The sequence below is a fragment of the Priestia sp. SB1 genome (assembly GCF_038898415.1).
This window is the reverse complement of record NZ_JBBJSS010000004.1, coordinates 175,220-195,298: the sequence shown is the minus strand read 5'-3', so window position 1 is coordinate 195,298 and position 20,079 is coordinate 175,220. Positions and strand designations below refer to the sequence as shown.

The window sequence follows — 20,079 nt, the reverse complement described above, 5'->3', positions numbered from 1 at the left end:
AAAACACATTCAGGAACCCAACCAAGAAAAGCTTGCATGAGAAGAATTCTTGAGGTAATAAGAATAACAGCTTTTCATTGATTACTCATTATCAGCAGGTTGTGTGGAAATTTGCCAAGTAACACCGAATTTATCTGTTACTTGGCCATATGATGGGCTCCAAAAAGTTTCTTGAAGTGGCATTCCTACTTGACCACCTTCTTTCAGTTTTTCAAATACTTCTTTTGATTTTTCTACACTGTCTATAGTGATAGCTACCGTTACTTGTGATCCAATTTGGTATGGTTGACCCGGGAATGTATCAGAAAGCATCAAATCATTATCACCAACTTTTAAGTGCGCATTCATTACACGGTCTATTGCTTCTATAGGAGTAGGAAATTCTGGATTTCCAGGCATTTCTCCGAACGTTTGAACTCCAATAACTTTTGCATCCAATGCTTTTTCGTAAAATTTAACAGCTTCTTGTCCATTACCGTTCATAACTAAATAAGGATAAATTCCTAAAACCATTAAAAACACCTCTTTTAAAATTTTAGTTAGACTTTACTAAATCACAGTTAGATGAAAAAAGAATTCACGTTTGATTTAGTCATAACTCTCACTACATATCTATACAACAAATTCATTGGGTTATCCTGCAGCGTTAGTTTATTAAGAAAAAAGATACACGTACATCTGAAAACGTAGATTTCTATGTACACCATATACAAACCTAGTTACCATAAAACGTGTTATCGGAAATTATTTAAAAAACCTATTCCCATTTCTCCGTCATGATAAATTTCTATTACGTATTTATTTTCTACATAAAGAAAAGTGTCACTACCTACAGCTACAACATCGTCATATACGCTTAAGATGTTCTCAAAGTTTGTCTTTAGTACAGGAAAATTGTTTGTACTCCAATATATCTCAAGATCATCGTCATTTATTAAGCTTTTTACATCTTCTAAATAAGTAATTACGCAGTATTTATCAAATTTATCCCATTCTATCCTTCCGTAAAATGTGAATGGAACCTCTTTTTGAAACGAGTAATATCTTTCTTCACTTTTTTCAGGAGAATAAATAATAACGCCTTTACCTAAGACATTTATACATTCTGAAAAAAGAGGCCCTTTATCTTCTTTTTTCTCTAATTCTTTTCTCTTTGCCAATAGAAACTCTAATCTTTTTTGTCGGTCTTGTTTTTTTATCATACAATACCTTTCTTCATATTCTTGTCTTATTTGGAGGTCAAGAAATAGTTAGTATGAGACTCTAGTTATCATAACTAGGATTATAAGAACCATTAGCTATTATAAATAATCTATAGGATTATTGTTTTGAACGTAGCCATAAACTTTTATAACATCATCTTTTGTTTCTCCTGGTATGTTAATTGTTCTAAGTATATTTATCACCTGATCCTTCTCTTCTAAATTTTCGACCTTTATTTCTAACCACTCAATGTTTTTATAATTACCTTTGAAATGATAAAACCAATCTCCATCCCAATTACTTATATACTTAGTTTTGAAATTCTGTATTCTCTAAATTGTATTTATAGAACAATTGTTCATTGCATTTCTAATTTTTTGCCATTTAGTGTTATTCATTACTGATTGATATTCATAAGAACTCATGAAAAACTCCCCCTTAGTGGCCCTAAGTGCGTTATTGGTAGTAGGTGTGCTAAAACTTAATGTCTATCCACTTTCCATTTACGAATTCCTCATAAGTCCCCCATTGAGGATTACAAGTATTTATAGCTTTAATTCTTACTGGTTTAATAATATCTTCCTGACAATCCTTAGTTGGATTTGGTACATAAATCCAGGAAGCTATACTATCTTTTTCTTTTGAAAATTCCTTGCTAAAAAAGTCTTCAGCTTCTTGTAATGTTTCAAAACTATAGTCTACGATTGAAGGTACATCATCTGACGTATTATAAAGAAACATATTTACTTCATCTTTGATGTCCACTATCATAACTTTCTTAATGTCATTTATAGGCATATCTAATATTATGTATTTTCTCATTAAATCTCCTTACTAAAGGTGTATAGTTTATATATTTTATGTTCCTTCTAGGAATCTGAAACCTCTTTTAGCACAACTTTAAATTTGGGTCTAAATACTAAATCCATAATCATTATAAAACGGTCAATTCCTTGATCTATAAATAATCGAATTGCTTTGCTTTCTTTATTATCATTCATGATCTCAATCTTTGTAACCGATTCGAGACTGTAGTAAAAGATCTCATCATCTTCTAAATCCTTTACTGAAAGCGAGAAAAAATTATAGAATGGTGAGATTTTCACTTCAAACCTGTTCATTTCGCTCGTAAAGGTAAAAGTGGACTCATCGTACAAAAAGCTCTCATTTTGGTCCTTTTTAAGTGGAATACATTCAAATAATGAAATAAAGTCTAATTCTTCGGGACAATCTCGCATTTGTTTGCTCCTTGGTCGTAACTATTTATTTAAATAGATTCTTTTGCACAATATTAAAAAACAAAAATTCCTCAATTATTTTCCCATATACTTTAATACTCTTCAATTACCTTATGTATATTCCATACAAAGTTAGTTAACGTAATCACAGTGATTAGTAGCATTTCTAAAATTAATGTTTAAAATGGTAGTTAGTTAAGTAATATTTAATTATACCCGCCATAGCAGAATCAACGCCGATATTTTTACCTGTTTCTGTCCATTCTGAACCCAATTCAACATCACGGTGACAGGCTATTAATTTAGTTATCGTAAAATCTTCAGTGAAGAAGACAATCGATTCCCATTCTCCACTTTTAGCTGGCTCCAATACCCAAGATAATATGTCACTTTTGTCAAAAGCGTCCTCTACTGGATAACAAGGATCTGAAACAATAAGTTGATTTCCTTTCACCTCGAAAGAACCTAATATTTTTTTATTCATATTTTTACCCCCATTTATCTAATAGTTTAATTCATCTAGTTCTCTAAATGAAGGTGCATAGGATATGCAAAACAAGTTCACATAATCAATCTAAGTAGAAGTACAAAAAGCCCGTAAAAGGGCTTTTATGGTTTATGTAGTTGTTATGTACCTTGTATCTCTGTTTTTAGGGTTAAACATTCTTTACAAAAATAAAAGTATATAATCATTTCTCCCAGGAAAAGGTCCACTACGGATACAAGATCTACTTCAAAATCATGAGTAATACTGGAAACATATTGCATGTCATGGTTACAGATTGGACAGCTTATATCATTTGGCTTGTTAACGTATAGAGGTGCTCCCAACACTCTACATATGTACTCCTGACCAAATAAGTCAAATGCATCGTAGTAGGCATCTTCATTGACTGGTATATCTTCTTCTAACATATCGATAAGTTTGAATTTCGCATAAGGAAGAGGAACAGTTATTTTACCTTCTTCGTCTTGAATCCATTTTTCCTTATCATTTTGAATCAAAACAGTAACACTTTTTGTTGTAGGATTTAATTGAAATAGTTGAGGCTCCCATAAAGTAGAACAATTTAGGCATGACGTTAAAGGTAGTTCTTCTAGTTTAGAAGTTCTAAGTTCACTTAATCGATCATCCTTTAGATTAAAACATAAAATCTGATGTAAATCTTCCCCACATAACCGACATTTTGGTACATTCCACTCTTGTCCTCCAAAACGATGATTATAAACATCATTACCTTCAATAGCTCTAAAGCCTTTATGCCCCTTCCAATGCTGTCCATAAGGTCTATTTATCATTGTAAGCACCCACTTTTTGTTCTTAAAGAGTATTTGACCACCCTTCTTTATTCGAAAATGTCTCATAACTACATCCACTTTCATATTCGAATTCTTTACCCTTTTTTACATAATAAGCTTCTGATGAAAGAGACAATAAAATTTCAAATTCAGTGTCCTTAAGCATTTTTGAAGGATTGGATACGATATCTTCAAAAACTTCTTTACCATGAGCGACGACTGCACATCTGGCATATAAGAAAAGGTCAGGTGAAAAGTGTTGATCTTGTTGAGAAAAACTGTATTCACCAATTTCTTTTGCATGTTCTTCTGTATCTAATAAGAAAAGCTTATAAGAGAGAGTTTCTTCAAAATGTCTTATTTTCCATGCAGTGAAAGTAGAAAGTTCCTTAATAGCAGCCTCTACAATCTCATCTGCATCTTCTTTACTCCAGTCTAATAAAGAAATAATGTTCCAGAAGACTTGATCATCTATCATTTTCTTTGGTTTCACAATCTTGTTTCTACCAGCATAGGCGTCAGCTTCTTCTATTTTCTTCTGCATCTCAAGTTTAAACCCTTGAGGATCTGTTTCTTCTCGCCATTTATAGTAAACATCCATCGCACATTCTTTTGACCATATCCCTCCATACACATTTGACTCTATACCTAATTCCTCTTGAGATAAAGGAATGTTTCCAATATAGATTAACTCTTCAGGTAATCTTCCATCTACCCACTTAAATGTAGGTTCTTCTTTTTCATTAAGTAAAGAATTTGTAATTAAAATCTGACAAACATTCTGATCATCGATTGCAGGCATCTGTTCACCTATATAATTTGTAATACCAAAAAGATAAGAGCGATTAATGATATCCATTACTTTAACTGCACCATACTTATTCATCGGCAATGGAGCAGCAAATATATCTCCTACTTGCACGGTTCTCTTTGAGTTCAATATATGTCATTCCTTTCAATTAAAAGTGTAAGTATAGGTAGAATAACAAGGAACGTTAAAAGAACCTATCATATATAAGCTTATTTAAAGTAATGTATCAACAGGAAGGTTTTATTCCTCATCAAGGACGAAATTACCTTTTTCATCACGAATATATGCAGTACCAGGTTCTGCATCAAGAAACGGCATTATATCTGGATCATAATTGCATATTGTATTTACCAGATAAACACCATGTTTTTTAGAGTTATTCATGTAACGATCATCTTCATCTCCAGAAAGAAACCTCCAACCACTATCTGCTTCGTTATATTCATAGGGTTCTTCTCTATACATATAACCAACCTTACAACCATCTACTGTAATCCTATCAGTTGCAATACATCCTTCATATGAATCAATAAGTTGTTTTATTTGGCTTGCATCTAAATAAAATTTCTTCTCTTTTTTTCTAAAATTAAACATGTTTTATGCTCCTCAATTAATCTATCATCTATTCAGCTTTATTTAAGATACTATAATTCTATTGAATATGTATATCTTATTTATATAAAATGTATTTTAGGTAGCAAAAGACGTTAGAACATTAGTCTAACGTCTTTTAGAAGTTAATTTATTTTAAAGAAGTCTTCAATCATTTGATCAGTCTCGTCAGGGCTTCTTAGTTCGACTATGTTATCATTTTCATCGTACGTATAATGATTCTTAAACTGGAAGGGCATAGCTTCATACTGTTTTTCTACTTGCTCTAATACTTGATGAAAGCAGTTATAATTATATTCCTTAATTAGATAAGGTAATCCACTTGGTGAACGCAAATATTCATATTCTTTATAATTGTAAGGAGTGTGTTCAGGCCTCTTTATCAAGATTTTCATGAAATGATTCATAATTTTACTTATTTCATGTTCTTCAACGTATTTCACTAAACCACGTACAGCTATTAATTTCATTTCTAAATCTCGCTCTTTCTTATAGGCCTTTTGAAAAAATTCACCAAGCTGAGAATTATAGATATCTCGTAACACCAAGAGTAATTTATGACGTAGAGAAATGTCCTTTATTTTGAAATATAAATACTTCAAAGTTTCAAGATCATCGAGCTCTATCAATTTTGGCTCTAAATTAAAAATTGATTCTCTAAAGTCCATATTGCCTTCATAAAAAGAACCAGTTTCGTAAGCACTAGATAAAGCTTTATTTATCAATCCCACCAAACTCCAAACACTTTATGATTAGGATACAACTCTGGAGCAATAGGAGGATTACCAAACATATAACCTTCCTCGATCTCGTCAGGTTCTAAGATTTTAACCCATTCTTCTATTTCTTCGGGATTAGCGCTTGATAGGATATATATTCTTTCCGAAAATGGCCAATATTCCTCGTCTTCAACTTCCATAATTTCAACAAGTACGTCTTGTACACTTGGCTTACTTTTAATCTCAAATAAAACAGAATAAAAAGTATCAATTCCGGGATGGTCCATAAGGTTACAGCCAATAGATCCTTCATCTTCATTACCTTCGAAAAACTCTTCTAGAGACACTAAAGGTGCAGTTTGTGCATCAGGATAACCCTGTTCATATATCTTCTTTATCAAATTATCTTTCATACAATATCTCCACCTTTTAAGCACTTATAACTATGAATATCATATACAACTTAAGTGTACACAACAACTCTTATCGTTACTTAATTATGTGCGTTAAACCCACCAATTAGGAGAAGAATTCCACCATTCTTCTCCTTCTTTCAATGATTCTCTTACATTTAATGAAACCAATTCTGTGTTATCTTTATTAAATTCAAACATTTCACCTATTTCTTTTCCTAACCGTTGTCTATGGTCGGTATCAATATTATAGACCTTTAATATGACCTTCTGGAGAACATTTAGAAACCTCTACGTAGAGGACTCCCCCCCAAGCACTAAATTGAAACATTAACAAATCAACACGATTCTCCAGTTTTCGATAAAAATGAGGAAAGGAACCTTTAAAACCACGATCTCTCAAAGTAGGAATAACATTTTTTCTTAAAGAATTAATCATATTATCTCTTTCAACAGACACTTTAGCACTCCTTACTCTTTTCTTTGTAATAGCCCTAAGCCTATATACTATAGTCTTCTAGTTATCATAAAATCTATTCTAGGCCCCTACTAAAGGAACCAACTAGGGGATACTTCTTTATCACATATTAAAGCTTCAAGATTGTGGGATTTAATTATATCCTCAATATTTGTATCCTTAGCTAAAAGCAATGTTATAAACGAATCATAGATCCCCATAAATGCAAAATCCATATTTTCATCTGTGATAATTGACTCGTTAGGAGATAAGTTAGCTATTTCTAAAGGTGAGATATCAATGACTTTAAATGAACCATTTGTGTCATGAATAGGTTCAGAAAAATATAAAGTATTTGCCCCTTTTGAACAAAGAACCTTTAATAAACTATCTATTATAAATAGTGAAGTGCAATCAGAATCTGGATAATATAAATCAGGAATAGTTTCAAGATAGGAATTTAATAGATTGGCTAAATCCTCCCTTTCATATTTATATCCAAGCGCACCAGTAGAAGTTTGCAACGCTAAGGATAATTCCTTATAAGACTTTAAGCCACTCTTAGACATTACTTCTATCCATGATATTGGTTCGCCAAGGTTAATCATTTCTTCATCACTAGGATATATATGCTGATAAGGATTTTCTCTCTTTGTTTTTTCCCAACCATAGGGCATCTGAATAAAAGGATGAAATAGAATAGCAGCAGACTTAAAGCCATTAGGTAATTGAGGTAAAATAGGTAAATCCCAGTCTAACCGTATATAATCCAACAATATAGGAACATCTCCTTTTAATGTACTTAGTTAGGTATATTTTATATGTATAGAACATTTACTTCTAGTTACCATAATGTTTTTTTATCGACACAAAAAACAACCTGACAACTAAAATATATTTTAATTGTCAGGTTGTTCTTCAAGATCTATTTTATCAATGCCATATAAAAATACAGTGAAATATATTGAAATATAAAGAATTATAAAAATAGCAGTCCTGTAACCATTGGTTATAAAATCTAAAAAGTGAATCTTCCCTATAAGAATGTCTATCAACATAGGTATAAACATACATAACCATATAAAATTTCTATCTTTAACAATGTTGAAGATAAAAATTATTGAAACTATAATTGTGCAAACTAAATAAATCAAGTATATCCCCCCGATATTATTAAATTTAACACATTTATCCAATAGATTGTTAATTACCATAATCCATATTCTCCGTAGTAAATAAAAATAAAGTGTTTATTTACTAAAAATGCTATTATATATAAATTAAGAAATTTAATAGGAGATTATATTATGTTTAAAAAAATCATATCAGTGCTAATTTCTTCTCTATGTGGTAGTTTAGTAGTTGCTGTAGGAGCCCTTGATACTTCTTCCTATGAACAACTTACTTTTAGTAATTTGATAGCTGGGTTAGTTCTTGGATTAATGTATGTTGTTCCAGTCGTTATTGTTTTAGGCATCCCCTCATCTATTTTAATTGATATTGTAATTAAAAATAGAGATAAGAAATATAAACAATTAATTGAAATAGCACTATACATTATTTTTGGAATGATAGGTGCAACGATAGTTTCACTTATTATCTCATTAGATGATGGTACAAACGGTATAAATCTGTTGGCATTCAAACCTATTTGTATTCTCGCTTTAAGTTGTTCCGTTCCCTTCGGGATTTGTTCGATTTTATGGAACTATAGATTAAAAAAGAGTTCTGTACAGTAGATAAACATTATCCATATTACTCGGTAGTAAATAGAAATAAAATGTTTATTTACTTAAGGTCCTAATATAAATAATAAAACTCTATTGGGAGACTACATTTATGAAAACAAAGATTATACCAGTGATTATTTCATCCATCTGCGGTAGTTTAGCTTTTTCAATTTTATTCCTGGAAGGCAGATATATAGATTTTACTGATTTTATTGACCAATTCGTGACTGGATTGATTCTTATTCCATTTGTTATAGTATTTGGCCTTCCATTTTCTATAATGATTGACACGATTATAAGAGATACAAAGAAGTATAAAGCTTTATTTGAATTCCTACTGTACGTCCTTTCTGGAGTTGTAGGGACTTCAATCATTTTATTAATATTTTCGCTAAGTGATGGTATAAGCATTTTCCTAGAATTTAAACCATTTCTTATTCTTGCCCTAAGTTGCTCAGTCCCCTTTGGAATCAGCTCAATTATATTGAAATATGTATTTAAAACGGTTCCCTCTCACTAAAAACAGTTTGTATGCGCTATACACCTTTAGTTACCATAACGTAGCTTATAGGAACTTATTTACATATCGGTTATAATTATACTTAAAATACACTTTAAGTATTGAAGGAGAATATATAATGGATATTGAAGTAGGGTTTCTTTCCAAAAGCTACATAGATGATATTCCCTCATGGGGTGGTTTGTTTCCCTTCGGAATAGATGGCGATGCACCTTACATTGTAGAGTATGAAGGTCATGATGTAGACATAGAAACCTTTATTAATAAATGGATGAAAGAATTAAACAGCTTTCCGATATATGTACTTTTTACATATATAAGCTACGATGCAGAAGAAATAGGTGATGTATTTTCATCTGCTAATATTGAATATGTAAAACTAAAAGTAGACAGAGAGACTTTTATTAAAGCTAAAATTGAAGATTATACACACTTTAAAGTCGTTATGCCTTTTTTATATAGCCAAGGAAGTATGAATTGCTTTGCTGCTTGGTCTCTTTCGGAAGATTTATTTAGCTTTGAAAAACGGGATATGAAAACCTTATTTGGGAGAAAAAAGGTTCAAATGCCTATTGTTACATTACGAAAAGATTGCACAGTGTTTTGGATTTTTTACGATGGTGCATCTGTTGTTTCCCTATCTAATGACGATTTATTTTCTTCAACTAATTCAATTATTAGCTCCTTTCCCCAAAATATTAAAGGGGCTGAGGTGGAATATGAAGATTGATTCTTATATCTTATAAGCTTTACAAATCTAATTACCATAATCCATACTCTAGGAAGTTTATTAAAATAAAAAGAGCAAACCCATATTTTTATGAGTTTGCTCTTTGTCATTAACATAGAAATATAAAAATAAGCTCTATTAACCTGCTGCAATAATTTTAAATCTTTTTGTAGGTGAATGTATATCGTCAGTATCTTCATCCGTTCCAAGCCATTTTTTCGAACCACTTTCGTAATATCTCCAATTAGCTGTACGTCCATGACCTTGTTGCCAGATACGAGTTAAATCTCCTTCATTATCACGTTGGAAGGTCCAAACAGTTGCATTATCTTTTGTATCAAGATAAATCCATTCCTTACCTGATTTTGTTAGATAATTATAGTTATCCCAATGAGAACCAGTCATTCGAATTTTATATGATCCAAAATCGTCCACAGGTTCAAATTTTAATGCTGTTCCTGCTCCTTCAACTTCTCGAACATAATCGTAACTTGCATAAACTTCGTAAGATAACCCTTTTCCAGAATGTACATCAACAAGATGATATGTTTTGTTTGGATCTAAACTCATTTTTTCTCACTCTCTTCCCTTTGGAATAATTTGATTTAAAACTACAAAAAATAACAAAATATGATATTTTTTCTAGATAATTAGTTTACAACACATTTTCATATTTTAAAAATGTATGTTATATACATTTTTAAAATATGAAACATTTTTATCGGAAATTATTATTCTTCCATCGTCTCCTCTAAATTTCAGCTTGATACTTAGGAGTGGTAATTCTATAATATAAGTTATTAAAATAACTAAAAGCTGTAAAAGTCTGTTTACAGCAGGTGGATTTTTCGTTTAAATTGATTCTTTTACTTTTCGCCACCCATCTCCTATAGGAGATGGGTGGCTTTATTGTATTTTATGGAGGATTTTATAATGAAGATTTTCAACTATGCCTTACTTGTTTTTCTAGGGGGGTGCTCTTATGGATTCGTATCAACGTTTGTTAAATTGGGGTACAGTAAGGGATTTAGACTAAGTGAAGTGACAGGAAGTCAATACTTCTTTGGTGCTATCATGTTGTGGATTATTGCAATCTTTGTTCCAAAGAAACGTTTGAAATGTAAACAATGGCTTACTTTGACCATAGGAGGCATACCGATGGGGCTAACAGGTATTTTTTATAATCAAGCACTTGATTATATTAATGCCTCATTTGCTATCATTCTTCTATTGCAATTTACATGGATAAGTATGGTTTTGCAATATGTCTTTACAAAAGAAGCACCAAGTCGAAAAAGCTTAATGTCAACGATAATTATTCTTTTCGGCTCTGTCCTAGCTTCTGGATTATTGCAAACAGGAATCATTTTTTCTTTGGCTGGAATTGGCTGGGGGATACTTGCTGCTATTTCCTTTTCTTTTTTTATTTTGATAAGTGGAAACACCAATATACCTGTGCACCCTATTTATAAAAGCGCTATTATGACAACCGGAGCGTCATTACTTATCTTTATTTGTTTACCACCAGTATTTCTTATAAATGGTGAGCTTACAGGTGGGCTATTTATGTACGGTCTTCTTACTGGACTATTCGGTTCACTTGTTCCACCTCTTTTATTTAATATCGGCATGCCTAAAGTAGGCGGAAGCTTAGGAACGATTCTAAGTGCATCAGAGTTACCAACGGCCGTAATTCTGTCTACACTTGTTCTCCACGAAACCGTCACCTTCCTTCAATGGATTGGTGTAATTGTCATTCTAAGTGGAATTGCTTATCCAAATGTTCAGAGTCATAAGACCACTCGTATAATAAAGAAAAACGTATAACATTGATACTTACTATTTCTATAATTTAAAAATTACGCTTCCAAGCATCGTCTAAAAATAGTCACGTTCATATCAGTAAACGCTCCTCAGCAGGAACCAGGAGCATTTGCTGTTTTTATTTATAAAACGAATAAGGCAGACCAACATGAGCAAGCTATTCGAGATGTTTTAGGGCATCTACTCGTAGAACTCACTTAAATAAAATCAGAAAAAAAGATTATCTTCCTATTCAGAAGGTAGTCTTTTTTCTTTATTCTATGTAATAAGATATTGCGAATTTGCTCTGTGAAAATGGCATACATGCTGTGACACTTAAACAAGCTACTTAAGACGCTTTGTACGCCCTGAGGCATTCAATATGGCGAATACTGTATAACATCCAAAAACAGAAAAAACGCTTCTTCTCCGATGGTAGTTTTCTGTTTTATGAGTATATATCCTATAGGATTGTAGTTAACATAACCGGTATTATAGGAACATGAAAAGAGGCTTGTCTATAAGAATTTCTTTTCTATAATCCTAATTACTTCAAACCATAAAAATCTTTTGAATTTAGCCATGTTTCATACCAAAATGTCTTAGAACGCAATGGTTGAACTAATTTTATTTCCTCTTCATCTTTTAACAAATATACTGAATTACCTTCTACTGATAAAGTATCGCCAAATTTAAACACGATTTCTGAACAATATTCTTTATATTCTTTTTCTCTCTCGTTTGAATGCTGAGCTTTTTCAATTGAAAACCTTTTTTTAAACATCTACATCTGTCCTTTTAAACTATTTTCCTTTATTATCTCATGCATTCAATACATAGATATAGTTCACATAATCACTCTTTCCGGAACACATCAAAAAAAAGAACCCTTATCGCAGAACGGTTCTGCCAAGGGTTCTTTTTCCGGAGTATGCAACTTTTTATACATCCTTGATATGACGGCATTTACTCGATACCCAAGTGGGAGGCGGATGAATAAAAAATGCACGTTTTATTCATATGCTCGTACAGAAAAATATAGTCCATAAGGTAAAAAATGTGTTATTATATGTCTGCACATGCATTTTATAGTAAAAAGCCACCTGTCCTGCAAATAATGGGTGGCTTTTTATTTTGCTTACCTTTTGACTGGACAAATTATCACCTAATACTATATTTTAGATATGTACATGTATATTTCACTTTTATCAACTATTAAAAGCAGCTATGATCAACCACACATGTAAGAAAAGCCCTCAATTAATTTTGAGGGCTTTTCGCCTATTTGTCGTCATTAAAAGTAAATACTTAAACTAAATATTTTTATGAAATACTTTATGGTTCACTTAATATAAAATACATTACCGAAAGACTAATGTGTATAAAGACCTCAATCCCTTAGATGAGGGGGAATGCTATATGATTTTATATGTTTAAACTTAACGAATTTTATACTATCTTTTTCTGGTACAAGAGGACTTATCCGAAATGTAAAACGATCCTTTCCAACAGAATTATGAGCCCCAATTGAAGGTTCCGTTTCGATAGTAATTAAGAAATCAAACCCACGAAATCCATTCACTCTCTTTGCCTTAATAACATTCATATCATAAGGATAAACAGTAACTCTTTGCTTTAACTTTTTAAAATAGTACTGATTAGCTACTTCCTCAACTTGTGCATTTAATATAAGCATCAACATATCGTTATATATTAAGACTCTTGAACCTTTAGTTGTATCAATGTCTCTCGTTTTAGCATAAGAGATTTTATCCAATCCAGTACTAAGCAAAAATATAAAACAAATGGATAGTAATAACTTCTTCAGCATAGATTTCTCCTGTTGGTTTAATTTTTTTAGTATTTCTTTCCCAACTTAATCTATTCAAAATTGAGCAATGGCCATAACAAAGACCGTCCATAATTTATAAGGTTATGAACGGTCTTTGTTAAATTACTTCGTACGCTATATATAACGAACAGAGGGATGCGGATGTGTAGTTTCTTAACTAGAGTAACAATTCATTGAAATGACTTTTATAAATAGTAATAGCCTTACCAGTTATGTAAGTTAAATCACCTTGATAATAAATGAATAAATCTCCACCTCTTTCAGAAGATTGAAAAGCATATAATTGTTTTTTATTTAGTCTTTGGCTCCAATATGGAGCTAGACCACAATGGGCTGAACCTGTCACAAAATCTTCATCTATTCCAATTCTAGGAGCAAAATAACGAGAAATAAAATCATACTTAGTTGAAGGGCTTGTTACGACTAAACCCGTAACAGGCAGAGTAGCAAGGAGGTCTAAATTAGGTACAAGTTCTTTTAATGATTCTTCATCTGCTACTTCAATAATGTATCGATCACTGTTTTGGGCAGCCTTTAAGATAGGTACGCTTACTAACTGTTGGAGAGTAGGTGTAATATCTATGGGGATAGGTGTATCAGTAAAGAAAGCTAATTGAATCCCTTGTTGCGCTTTTTCTACTTTCAAATGACCGGATTTTGTTATAAATGTAATAGGATGTTGGACCTCTATAAAACCTTCCTCCCAGAGTATATGCGCAGCTGCTAATGTACCGTGCCCACACAATTTTATCTCTTCTGAAGGAGTAAACCACCTTAACTCATAAATGTTACACTGTTGCTCTAGGAGAAAAGCTGTAATAGGTAGATTTAACTCTTTAGCAATCCCTTGCATAACCTGTGTTTGAATTGGACTACTTAGCCGAATCACATAAGCTGGATTACCTGAAGTTAAATCTTGCGAAAAAGCATTTACTCGATATAAATAGGTACTCATGTTGAATATCACTCCTTTAACTATCAGTTAACATAAGAGTTCAACAAGTCGATGTAATTACCTTTATTTGATACTAAGAAGCAGAAAAGTATACAACTACCCCTTATACTTCCAGTCAGCATAATGTTATTTCTAGGTGCTTAATGCTTCTGACATCCCTCTTTAATCTATATGATATAATTAACAAAAACAGGAATTTCAAAAGGGGCTGAGCCTATTGTCCGGAGGTATTATACTGGGTATCATCATTGCATTAATTATATTTCTAGCTATGGCTAAAACAGTAAAAGACACCCAAAGAGATCACGAAAAAAAGAGACGTTAAATTATGAATACCATATATGAAGCAAGTTTACATAAAAAAATTTATAGAAATTAAATACTAAAAGGGAGCCTACATATGCTGCCTCCCTTTTGTTAATATGTATTTTACTTAATATACCTTGGCACTTATTAGCATGTAAATCCTAACCCTTAACTAGAATATCGTTCTGCAAGTTTATCCTTATGAGATTGAAATATCTCTTCTAGAGAAATATCATACTTATTAGCAATAACAATCAAGTTACCTAACACATCTCCTAGTTCTTCCGTTAATTCTTTCTTATTTTCTTCCAAAGTTCCAGTTACTTCATCTGGTCGATCCCTTCCGATTTCTAAAGCCCTAATAGCTCGTGCTACTTCACCTGTTTCCTCGGCAAGAAAACCTATTCGAATAAAGATATCTAAATCTGACCAACCTCTCATTTTGTAGTAGTCCTTTACCCATTGTTGAAATTCTGTTACGTTCATTAAATGGTTCCACCTTCCTTTTTTAACTTCAACTAAGTTTACCAAATCATCCATTATTATGTATAATCAATAACGGTGATTACATAGGAGGGGATATTTATGAAAAGAATAGCTGTATTTTGTGGATCAAGTAATGGAGCATCTGACCTTTATATTCAAGGTGCAAAGGACCTGGGAAAAGAACTTGCTAAACGTAATATTTCGCTTGTATATGGTGGAGCAAGTGTTGGGGTAATGGGTGCTGTGGCTGATGCTGCGTTAGAAGCTGGCGGACATGTCATTGGCGTCATGCCTACTTTCCTTGAAGAAAGAGAAATTTCTCATAAAAACCTGTCAGAGCTTATTGTTGTTAAATCTATGCACGAGAGAAAAGCCAAGATGGCTGAACTTGTAGATGGATTCATTACATTACCAGGTGGTCCAGGTACACTAGAGGAATTCTTTGAGATTTTTACATGGGCTCAGTTAGGGTTACATCAGAAGCCTTGCGGATTATTAAATATTAATGATTATTACACACCACTTATTTCTTTATTTAATCACATGACAGAAGAACAATTTCTACAGGAAAAATATCGTTCTATGGCCCTTGTAGATACAAAACCACAAGGTTTATTAGATCAATTCAATACATATCAACCTCCTTCAGTTAAAACATATATCACAAAAGCTCAAAGCTAACAAAAAAACAGGATTAGACACTATCTAATCCTGTTTTTTTGTTAGCTTAAAATATAATTTCGTTTACTTCTTTTAATGTAACGAATCTGCCACCTAGCATATTATTATGATGTTCTACTATTTTAGAAGCTGAAAGCGCAGCCGTATCAAATGTGCTATGGGCATCTTTTACTAAGATATTCTCTTTATACCCTAAACTATATGCTCTTCTACAAGTAGTATCCAAACAAAATTCAGTTTGCATACCTGCAATGACTAATTTTTCGATTTCAAGTTCCTGCAGTTTTTTATGTAAAGTTGTTTGATAAAATGCGTCCCAAGAAGATTTTTGAATAACTGTGTCTGTTGGTAGAGGGCGAACATCCCGATGGATTTCCCATGTGACTTTTCCTTCACTAAGCATACTATCAGAACTGGGGTCTGTATGTTGTATATAGATAATTGGTATATTAGATTTGTGCGCGTTTTCCCTTAGAGAAATAATATTTTTAAGTACTTGCTGTTCATTCCATAAAGACCCACCTTCATAAGAAAACATAATGTTTTGAACATCTACAAGCAACAAAGCCTTTCTTTTACTCATTTGATTGTATCCCCCTATTGATTTTTGTGGTAAAAAATTCAAAATAATATTATATCAAATTAAAATCTTATATTATATAGCTTGAACTTATGAAATCTATTCTTCTTCGAAGTGTATATAATATTGCTTCTAGGAAGTTTACATACTTAAATAAAATTCTTATTTTTAATTCACCAATCTAACATAAATGTTAAAATATGTAGAAAAGAGTTAAGGAGAATTACATATGAGAAAAGATTTCAGCAATACGGCTTTAATTATTATCGATGTTCAAAGGGCTTTTGAAGATGAAAAGTGGGGAATAAGAAATAATCCCAATGCTGAAGACAATATTCAAGTTCTGCTAAAGACATGGAGAGAAAAGAAATACCCAATTATACATATTAAGCACTTATCTGATAACGACCATTCTATTTTTCATCCTAGTAAACCAAGTTCAGATTTTAAAGATATTGCAGTCCCAGCTGAAAATGAACCCATTTTTAAAAAGAAAGTAAATAGTGCATTTATAGGAACTGGACTTGAAAAATATTTAAAAGAAAACCAAATAGAAAAGGTTGTAATAGTAGGGTTAACAACCCCACATTGTGTCTCAACTACTACTCGAATGAGTGGTAATTTAGGATTTGAAACGTACTTAGTTTCAGATGCAACGGCTGCATTTGCAATAAAAGGGGCAGACAATACGTATTATTCAGCTGAACAAATACATAATGTGTCATTAGCTACTTTAGACAATGAGTTTGCTACAGTTTTAACCACAAAAGAATTAATCCAAAATTCAGGCGAAGAAATAAAGGCTTAATACTTTTGTTTTAACTATATACAATATACAGAGTTAGTTAACGACACACAAATTATTGGAAAGGTCATAAAAGAGCCAGTTCCCCTATAAGGTATTGGCTCTATTGGGCTAATTATATTGAATTCATATCTCAATGATGGAATACACGTATGCCTGAATGCGCCATAATCATTCCATATTCATTTGCTGCCTGTGTAACTTGTTCATCTCGTAAAGAATTTCCTGTTTGAATCACATACTTAACGCCACTTTGAGCTGCACGATCTATATTATCACGGAAAGGTAGAAAAGCATCAGATGCATATGAAACGCCTTTTAATCCTTTTAGCCATTCTTGTTTTTCACTCTTACTTAGCCTAGCAGGGACCTCTTCAAAACACTGTTTCCATTGTTCATTTTCTACCTCAGTAATATCATCATTCAGCCATCCATCAATTGCGTTATTAACTTCTACACGAGAAATGCCTTCTTTGAACTTCATGTTAAGAGCTCTTGGATGTTGTCTTAACCACCATTTATCAGCTTTTTCAGCCGCCAACCTTGTACAGTGAATACGGGACTGTTGTCCAGCACCAATTCCAATCGTTTGGCCATCTAAGGCGAAGCAAATAGAGTTTGATTGTGTATATTTCAATGTAATAAGAGCAACAAGAAGGTCTCTCTTTGCATGATCAGGAATATCACATTGAGTCGTAACAATATGATTAAAAACTTTTTTTCCAATCTGTACATCATTTCTTTGTTGTTCTAGAGTAATGCCAAATACCGTTCTTTTTTCAATTGGATCAGGCACATAGTTTGGGTCAATCTCTAAAATTAGATATTTTCCTTTCTTTTTCTGTTTCAAAATCTCTAATGCTTCTTGGGTGTAGCTTGGTGCAACAATCATATCAGAAACCTCTGTTTTGAGGAGAGTAGCTACAGTTATATCTACTTCATCACTAAAAGCAGCACAATCTCCAAATGAAGACATCCTATCTGTCCCACGCGCTCTTGCATAAGCAATCGCTAAAGGAGACAGGTTTAGGCCTTCAACAAAATAGGATTCAGTAAGTGTCTCATTTAGTGGAGAGTACACAGCTGCACCTGCTGGACTTACGTGTTTAAAAGATGCAGCTGCAGGTTGATCAGTAGCCTGTCGAAGCTCCCGAACCAGTTGAAAAGCGTTTAATGCATCTAGAAAGTTAATATAACTCGCTTCTCCATTTAAAATTTTAATAGGCGTGTTCTCAGCATTCTGAACGTTAGCTTCACTTTGATTTGGATTCATCCCATATCGTAAACAAATTTCTTTCACTAAAAAATCTCCTTTCTAAATAAAAAAAGTATTTGAACTCATATTCAAATACTTTGCCCAGGCGTACGGCCGTTATCTATGTGCTTCCTCATGGTCCTCCATGTTTACGCCAGTAACACATAGTCTGTTTTATAAGAAAATTTTACATAATAAAAGTAATTTTAACAATACTTTTATCCAAATTATTCTTTTTTAGTAAGTAACGAAGTCGTGATTCCACCTATAAAAATTGTCGAACATGAAAAAAGAAACGTTTTAGGTCCTAACAAAGGAAGCCCTGCTGTTATGATAAAACCATCTATAATTAAAATGACGATTCCTATATTCAAAGAAAAAGCTTTTGATATAAGTTGGGCTAGTAAATCTGTTCCTCCAGTGCTTGTCTCATATCGAAGCATAAGACCAATCCCCGTCCCAATACATATTCCTCCAAGGATCACACTAGGAAAAACAGAAAGTTGAAACTGGTCTTTAATAGGTTCTAACCAATCAATCAATAGAGAAGAAATGACTAATCCATAAAAACTATTATAAAAATAAGTTTTTTCATAAACCCAAGCAAACCAGCATAATGGAAAACCTAAAATAATAATCATCACACCTGTGGGAAATTCAAAATAATAGTGAAGGATGAGAGCAATCCCAATTGTTCCTCCATCTAACAAATAATGAGGAACTAAAAATCCATTAATTCCTATACTTAACAATAAACTTCCGACTAGAACAACCGGTATTTTCCGAATAATAATCACCTTTTTAGTCAATTTATCTCTTACTATATGTATAAGCTTTAGCTAGTTGTCATGAATACTTTTTAATTTTATAGATCAGGGAAGCTTTAAAAAATACGGATTCAGAGCCGAAAGTATTCTGACTACACTATATGTTCTCATTCTCTATTAGGTAACTTGCCTAAATTGAATACTTTTTTATCATTTGAGCAAACTACTGTTAGTCCCAGTGTTTTTTTCTATTTTCAGGTAGTTTTTTTAAAAAAGGACAAAAAGTCATAGGACTTTAAAAACAGGCATATGATTTATAGAGACCTCAATGTGCTTATAAATTGAACTAGTAGATAACCCTTGGATGTATTGATTCAAGGGTTATTTGCTTTTTATATGAATTAAAACATCGTAACCAGAACAAACTACACAAGATGCTGTGAGGCATCAGCCAAAATCCTTACTGCAATAGAGCAGAAAAAACCTACCTCTTTTGATTGGGAAGAGATAGGTTTTTTTCTATTTTTAAGGTGTATAAAATATACATTCTTAGTTACCCTCATCACTCTTCCCGGAAAACACCATAAAAAAGGACCCTTGATGCAGGACGGTTCTGCCAAGAGCCCTTTTTCCGGAGTATGCAGCTTTTTATACATTGTTGATTAATCAACGTTTTCTCAGTAGGTGGATGAGAAACTAATGTATAAGAAGTGCACCTTTTATAAATATGCTCAAGGTTGTCCTATATTGCCTTATTTATAAATTTGTTGTACAATTATTCAGACTTTTCTATGAATAGAAACATATAAATTCCCTAAAAGCTATCCGTCCTGCAACGATGGGGTAGCTTTCTTTTT

The 20,079-nt window shown here is 32.4% G+C and carries 27 protein-coding genes and 1 riboswitch; of the genes, 6 read left to right on the top strand and 21 right to left on the bottom strand.

Annotated elements, in window-relative coordinates:
- Positions 1 to 81: 81 nt before the first annotated feature.
- The 13 genes from WKH56_RS16155 to WKH56_RS16100 form a co-directional block, all read right to left on the bottom strand.
- Complete coding sequence (locus WKH56_RS16155) at positions 82 to 513, bottom strand: VOC family protein (RefSeq protein ID WP_013084307.1); 432 nt, start codon at positions 511 to 513, stop codon at positions 82 to 84.
- A gap of 221 nt (positions 514 to 734) precedes the next feature.
- Positions 735 to 1,202 carry a CDI toxin immunity protein gene (locus WKH56_RS16150; RefSeq protein ID WP_310884508.1) on the bottom strand — a complete coding sequence of 156 codons (468 nt, stop codon included), beginning with the start codon at positions 1,200 to 1,202 and terminating at the stop codon, positions 735 to 737.
- A 99-nt stretch (positions 1,203 to 1,301) separates the two neighbouring features.
- On the bottom strand, positions 1,302 to 1,508 hold the full coding sequence (locus WKH56_RS35150; RefSeq protein ID WP_411736747.1) for a DUF6678 family protein: 207 nt from the start codon (positions 1,506 to 1,508) through the stop codon (positions 1,302 to 1,304).
- 169 nt (positions 1,509 to 1,677) lie between these two features.
- Positions 1,678 to 2,025: a hypothetical protein gene (locus WKH56_RS16145; RefSeq protein ID WP_048020733.1), complete on the bottom strand. Its 348-nt coding sequence runs from the start codon at positions 2,023 to 2,025 to the stop codon at positions 1,678 to 1,680.
- 47 nt (positions 2,026 to 2,072) lie between these two features.
- The gene (locus WKH56_RS16140; RefSeq protein WP_063247939.1) at positions 2,073 to 2,441 is read right to left on the bottom strand and encodes a hypothetical protein; all 369 of its coding nucleotides are present in this window, start codon (positions 2,439 to 2,441) and stop codon (positions 2,073 to 2,075) included.
- A 172-nt stretch (positions 2,442 to 2,613) separates the two neighbouring features.
- On the bottom strand, positions 2,614 to 2,925 hold the full coding sequence (locus WKH56_RS16135) for a hypothetical protein (RefSeq protein WP_221834153.1): 312 nt from the start codon (positions 2,923 to 2,925) through the stop codon (positions 2,614 to 2,616).
- Between the two features lie 143 nt (positions 2,926 to 3,068).
- Positions 3,069 to 3,740, bottom strand: a complete 672-nt coding sequence (locus WKH56_RS16130; RefSeq protein WP_342836089.1) for a hypothetical protein — start codon at positions 3,738 to 3,740, stop codon at positions 3,069 to 3,071.
- Between the two features lie 22 nt (positions 3,741 to 3,762).
- Positions 3,763 to 4,680 (bottom strand): DUF4240 domain-containing protein, encoded by a 918-nt coding sequence (locus tag WKH56_RS16125; protein ID WP_342836088.1) that lies wholly within the window; start codon positions 4,678 to 4,680, stop codon positions 3,763 to 3,765.
- A 111-nt stretch (positions 4,681 to 4,791) separates the two neighbouring features.
- Positions 4,792 to 5,145 (bottom strand): DUF2185 domain-containing protein, encoded by a 354-nt coding sequence (locus tag WKH56_RS16120; RefSeq protein WP_048020727.1) that lies wholly within the window; start codon positions 5,143 to 5,145, stop codon positions 4,792 to 4,794.
- A gap of 143 nt (positions 5,146 to 5,288) precedes the next feature.
- Positions 5,289 to 5,888 (bottom strand): hypothetical protein, encoded by a 600-nt coding sequence (locus tag WKH56_RS16115; RefSeq protein WP_342836087.1) that lies wholly within the window; start codon positions 5,886 to 5,888, stop codon positions 5,289 to 5,291.
- Positions 5,885 to 6,295, bottom strand: a complete 411-nt coding sequence (locus WKH56_RS16110; protein WP_342836086.1) for a hypothetical protein — start codon at positions 6,293 to 6,295, stop codon at positions 5,885 to 5,887. The genes WKH56_RS16115 and WKH56_RS16110 overlap by 4 nt, the downstream gene beginning before the upstream one ends.
- 247 nt (positions 6,296 to 6,542) lie before the next feature.
- On the bottom strand, positions 6,543 to 6,755 hold the full coding sequence (locus WKH56_RS16105; RefSeq protein WP_342836085.1) for a DUF4304 domain-containing protein: 213 nt from the start codon (positions 6,753 to 6,755) through the stop codon (positions 6,543 to 6,545).
- An 89-nt stretch (positions 6,756 to 6,844) separates the two neighbouring features.
- A complete protein-coding gene (locus tag WKH56_RS16100) occupies positions 6,845 to 7,528 on the bottom strand; it encodes a DUF2711 family protein (RefSeq protein WP_260505898.1) in 684 nt (227 codons plus the stop codon).
- A 531-nt stretch (positions 7,529 to 8,059) separates the two neighbouring features.
- Here WKH56_RS16100 and WKH56_RS16095 point away from each other — a divergent pair.
- The 3 genes from WKH56_RS16095 (at position 8,060) to WKH56_RS16085 (ending at position 9,732) form a co-directional block, all read left to right on the top strand.
- Positions 8,060 to 8,491, top strand: coding sequence for a hypothetical protein (locus tag WKH56_RS16095; RefSeq protein ID WP_221834160.1), 432 nt, complete (start codon positions 8,060 to 8,062; stop codon positions 8,489 to 8,491).
- A 100-nt stretch (positions 8,492 to 8,591) separates the two neighbouring features.
- Positions 8,592 to 9,002, top strand: coding sequence for a hypothetical protein (locus WKH56_RS16090; protein WP_048019287.1), 411 nt, complete (start codon positions 8,592 to 8,594; stop codon positions 9,000 to 9,002).
- Between the two features lie 118 nt (positions 9,003 to 9,120).
- On the top strand, positions 9,121 to 9,732 hold the full coding sequence (locus tag WKH56_RS16085) for a hypothetical protein (RefSeq protein WP_342836084.1): 612 nt from the start codon (positions 9,121 to 9,123) through the stop codon (positions 9,730 to 9,732).
- 138 nt (positions 9,733 to 9,870) lie between these two features.
- Here WKH56_RS16085 and WKH56_RS16080 read toward each other — a convergent pair whose 3' ends face one another.
- Entirely contained in the window at positions 9,871 to 10,302 is a 432-nt protein-coding gene (locus tag WKH56_RS16080; protein ID WP_048019285.1) for a hypothetical protein, read from the bottom strand.
- 363 nt (positions 10,303 to 10,665) lie between these two features.
- Between WKH56_RS16080 and WKH56_RS16075 the strand changes: the two genes are divergently transcribed.
- Complete coding sequence (locus WKH56_RS16075; protein WP_048019284.1) at positions 10,666 to 11,559, top strand: EamA family transporter; 894 nt, start codon at positions 10,666 to 10,668, stop codon at positions 11,557 to 11,559.
- A 523-nt stretch (positions 11,560 to 12,082) separates the two neighbouring features.
- Here the strand turns inward: WKH56_RS16075 and WKH56_RS16070 are convergent.
- From WKH56_RS16070 to WKH56_RS16055, 4 genes are all read right to left on the bottom strand, one after another.
- Positions 12,083 to 12,319, bottom strand: coding sequence for a hypothetical protein (locus WKH56_RS16070; protein ID WP_342836083.1), 237 nt, complete (start codon positions 12,317 to 12,319; stop codon positions 12,083 to 12,085).
- Between the two features lie 606 nt (positions 12,320 to 12,925).
- Positions 12,926 to 13,366: a DUF3888 domain-containing protein gene (locus WKH56_RS16065; RefSeq protein WP_342836082.1), complete on the bottom strand. Its 441-nt coding sequence runs from the start codon at positions 13,364 to 13,366 to the stop codon at positions 12,926 to 12,928.
- A 178-nt stretch (positions 13,367 to 13,544) separates the two neighbouring features.
- The gene (locus tag WKH56_RS16060) at positions 13,545 to 14,342 is read right to left on the bottom strand and encodes a PhzF family phenazine biosynthesis protein (protein WP_342836081.1); all 798 of its coding nucleotides are present in this window, start codon (positions 14,340 to 14,342) and stop codon (positions 13,545 to 13,547) included.
- Between the two features lie 474 nt (positions 14,343 to 14,816).
- On the bottom strand, positions 14,817 to 15,134 hold the full coding sequence (locus WKH56_RS16055; protein WP_136790365.1) for a MazG nucleotide pyrophosphohydrolase domain-containing protein: 318 nt from the start codon (positions 15,132 to 15,134) through the stop codon (positions 14,817 to 14,819).
- A 99-nt stretch (positions 15,135 to 15,233) separates the two neighbouring features.
- On the opposite strand from WKH56_RS16055, the gene WKH56_RS16050 reads away from it, so the two are divergent.
- Positions 15,234 to 15,815, top strand: coding sequence for an LOG family protein (locus WKH56_RS16050; RefSeq protein WP_342836080.1), 582 nt, complete (start codon positions 15,234 to 15,236; stop codon positions 15,813 to 15,815).
- 46 nt (positions 15,816 to 15,861) lie between these two features.
- On the opposite strand, the gene WKH56_RS16045 is transcribed toward WKH56_RS16050, so the two are convergent.
- Positions 15,862 to 16,398: a cysteine hydrolase family protein gene (locus WKH56_RS16045; RefSeq protein ID WP_275211098.1), complete on the bottom strand. Its 537-nt coding sequence runs from the start codon at positions 16,396 to 16,398 to the stop codon at positions 15,862 to 15,864.
- A 226-nt stretch (positions 16,399 to 16,624) separates the two neighbouring features.
- Here WKH56_RS16045 and WKH56_RS16040 point away from each other — a divergent pair, with 226 nt between their 5' ends.
- The gene (locus tag WKH56_RS16040) at positions 16,625 to 17,203 is read left to right on the top strand and encodes a cysteine hydrolase family protein (RefSeq protein WP_342836079.1); all 579 of its coding nucleotides are present in this window, start codon (positions 16,625 to 16,627) and stop codon (positions 17,201 to 17,203) included.
- A 130-nt stretch (positions 17,204 to 17,333) separates the two neighbouring features.
- Here the strand turns inward: WKH56_RS16040 and WKH56_RS16035 are convergent, their stop codons facing one another.
- A complete protein-coding gene (locus tag WKH56_RS16035; protein ID WP_342836078.1) occupies positions 17,334 to 18,500 on the bottom strand; it encodes a phosphoribosylaminoimidazolecarboxamide formyltransferase in 1,167 nt (388 codons plus the stop codon).
- Positions 18,501 to 18,548: 48 nt separating this feature from the next.
- A riboswitch (ZMP/ZTP riboswitch) is annotated at positions 18,549 to 18,627 on the bottom strand.
- Between the two features lie 55 nt (positions 18,628 to 18,682).
- On the bottom strand, positions 18,683 to 19,264 hold the full coding sequence (locus WKH56_RS16030; protein WP_275211095.1) for a YitT family protein: 582 nt from the start codon (positions 19,262 to 19,264) through the stop codon (positions 18,683 to 18,685).
- Positions 19,265 to 20,079 lie beyond the last annotated feature (815 nt).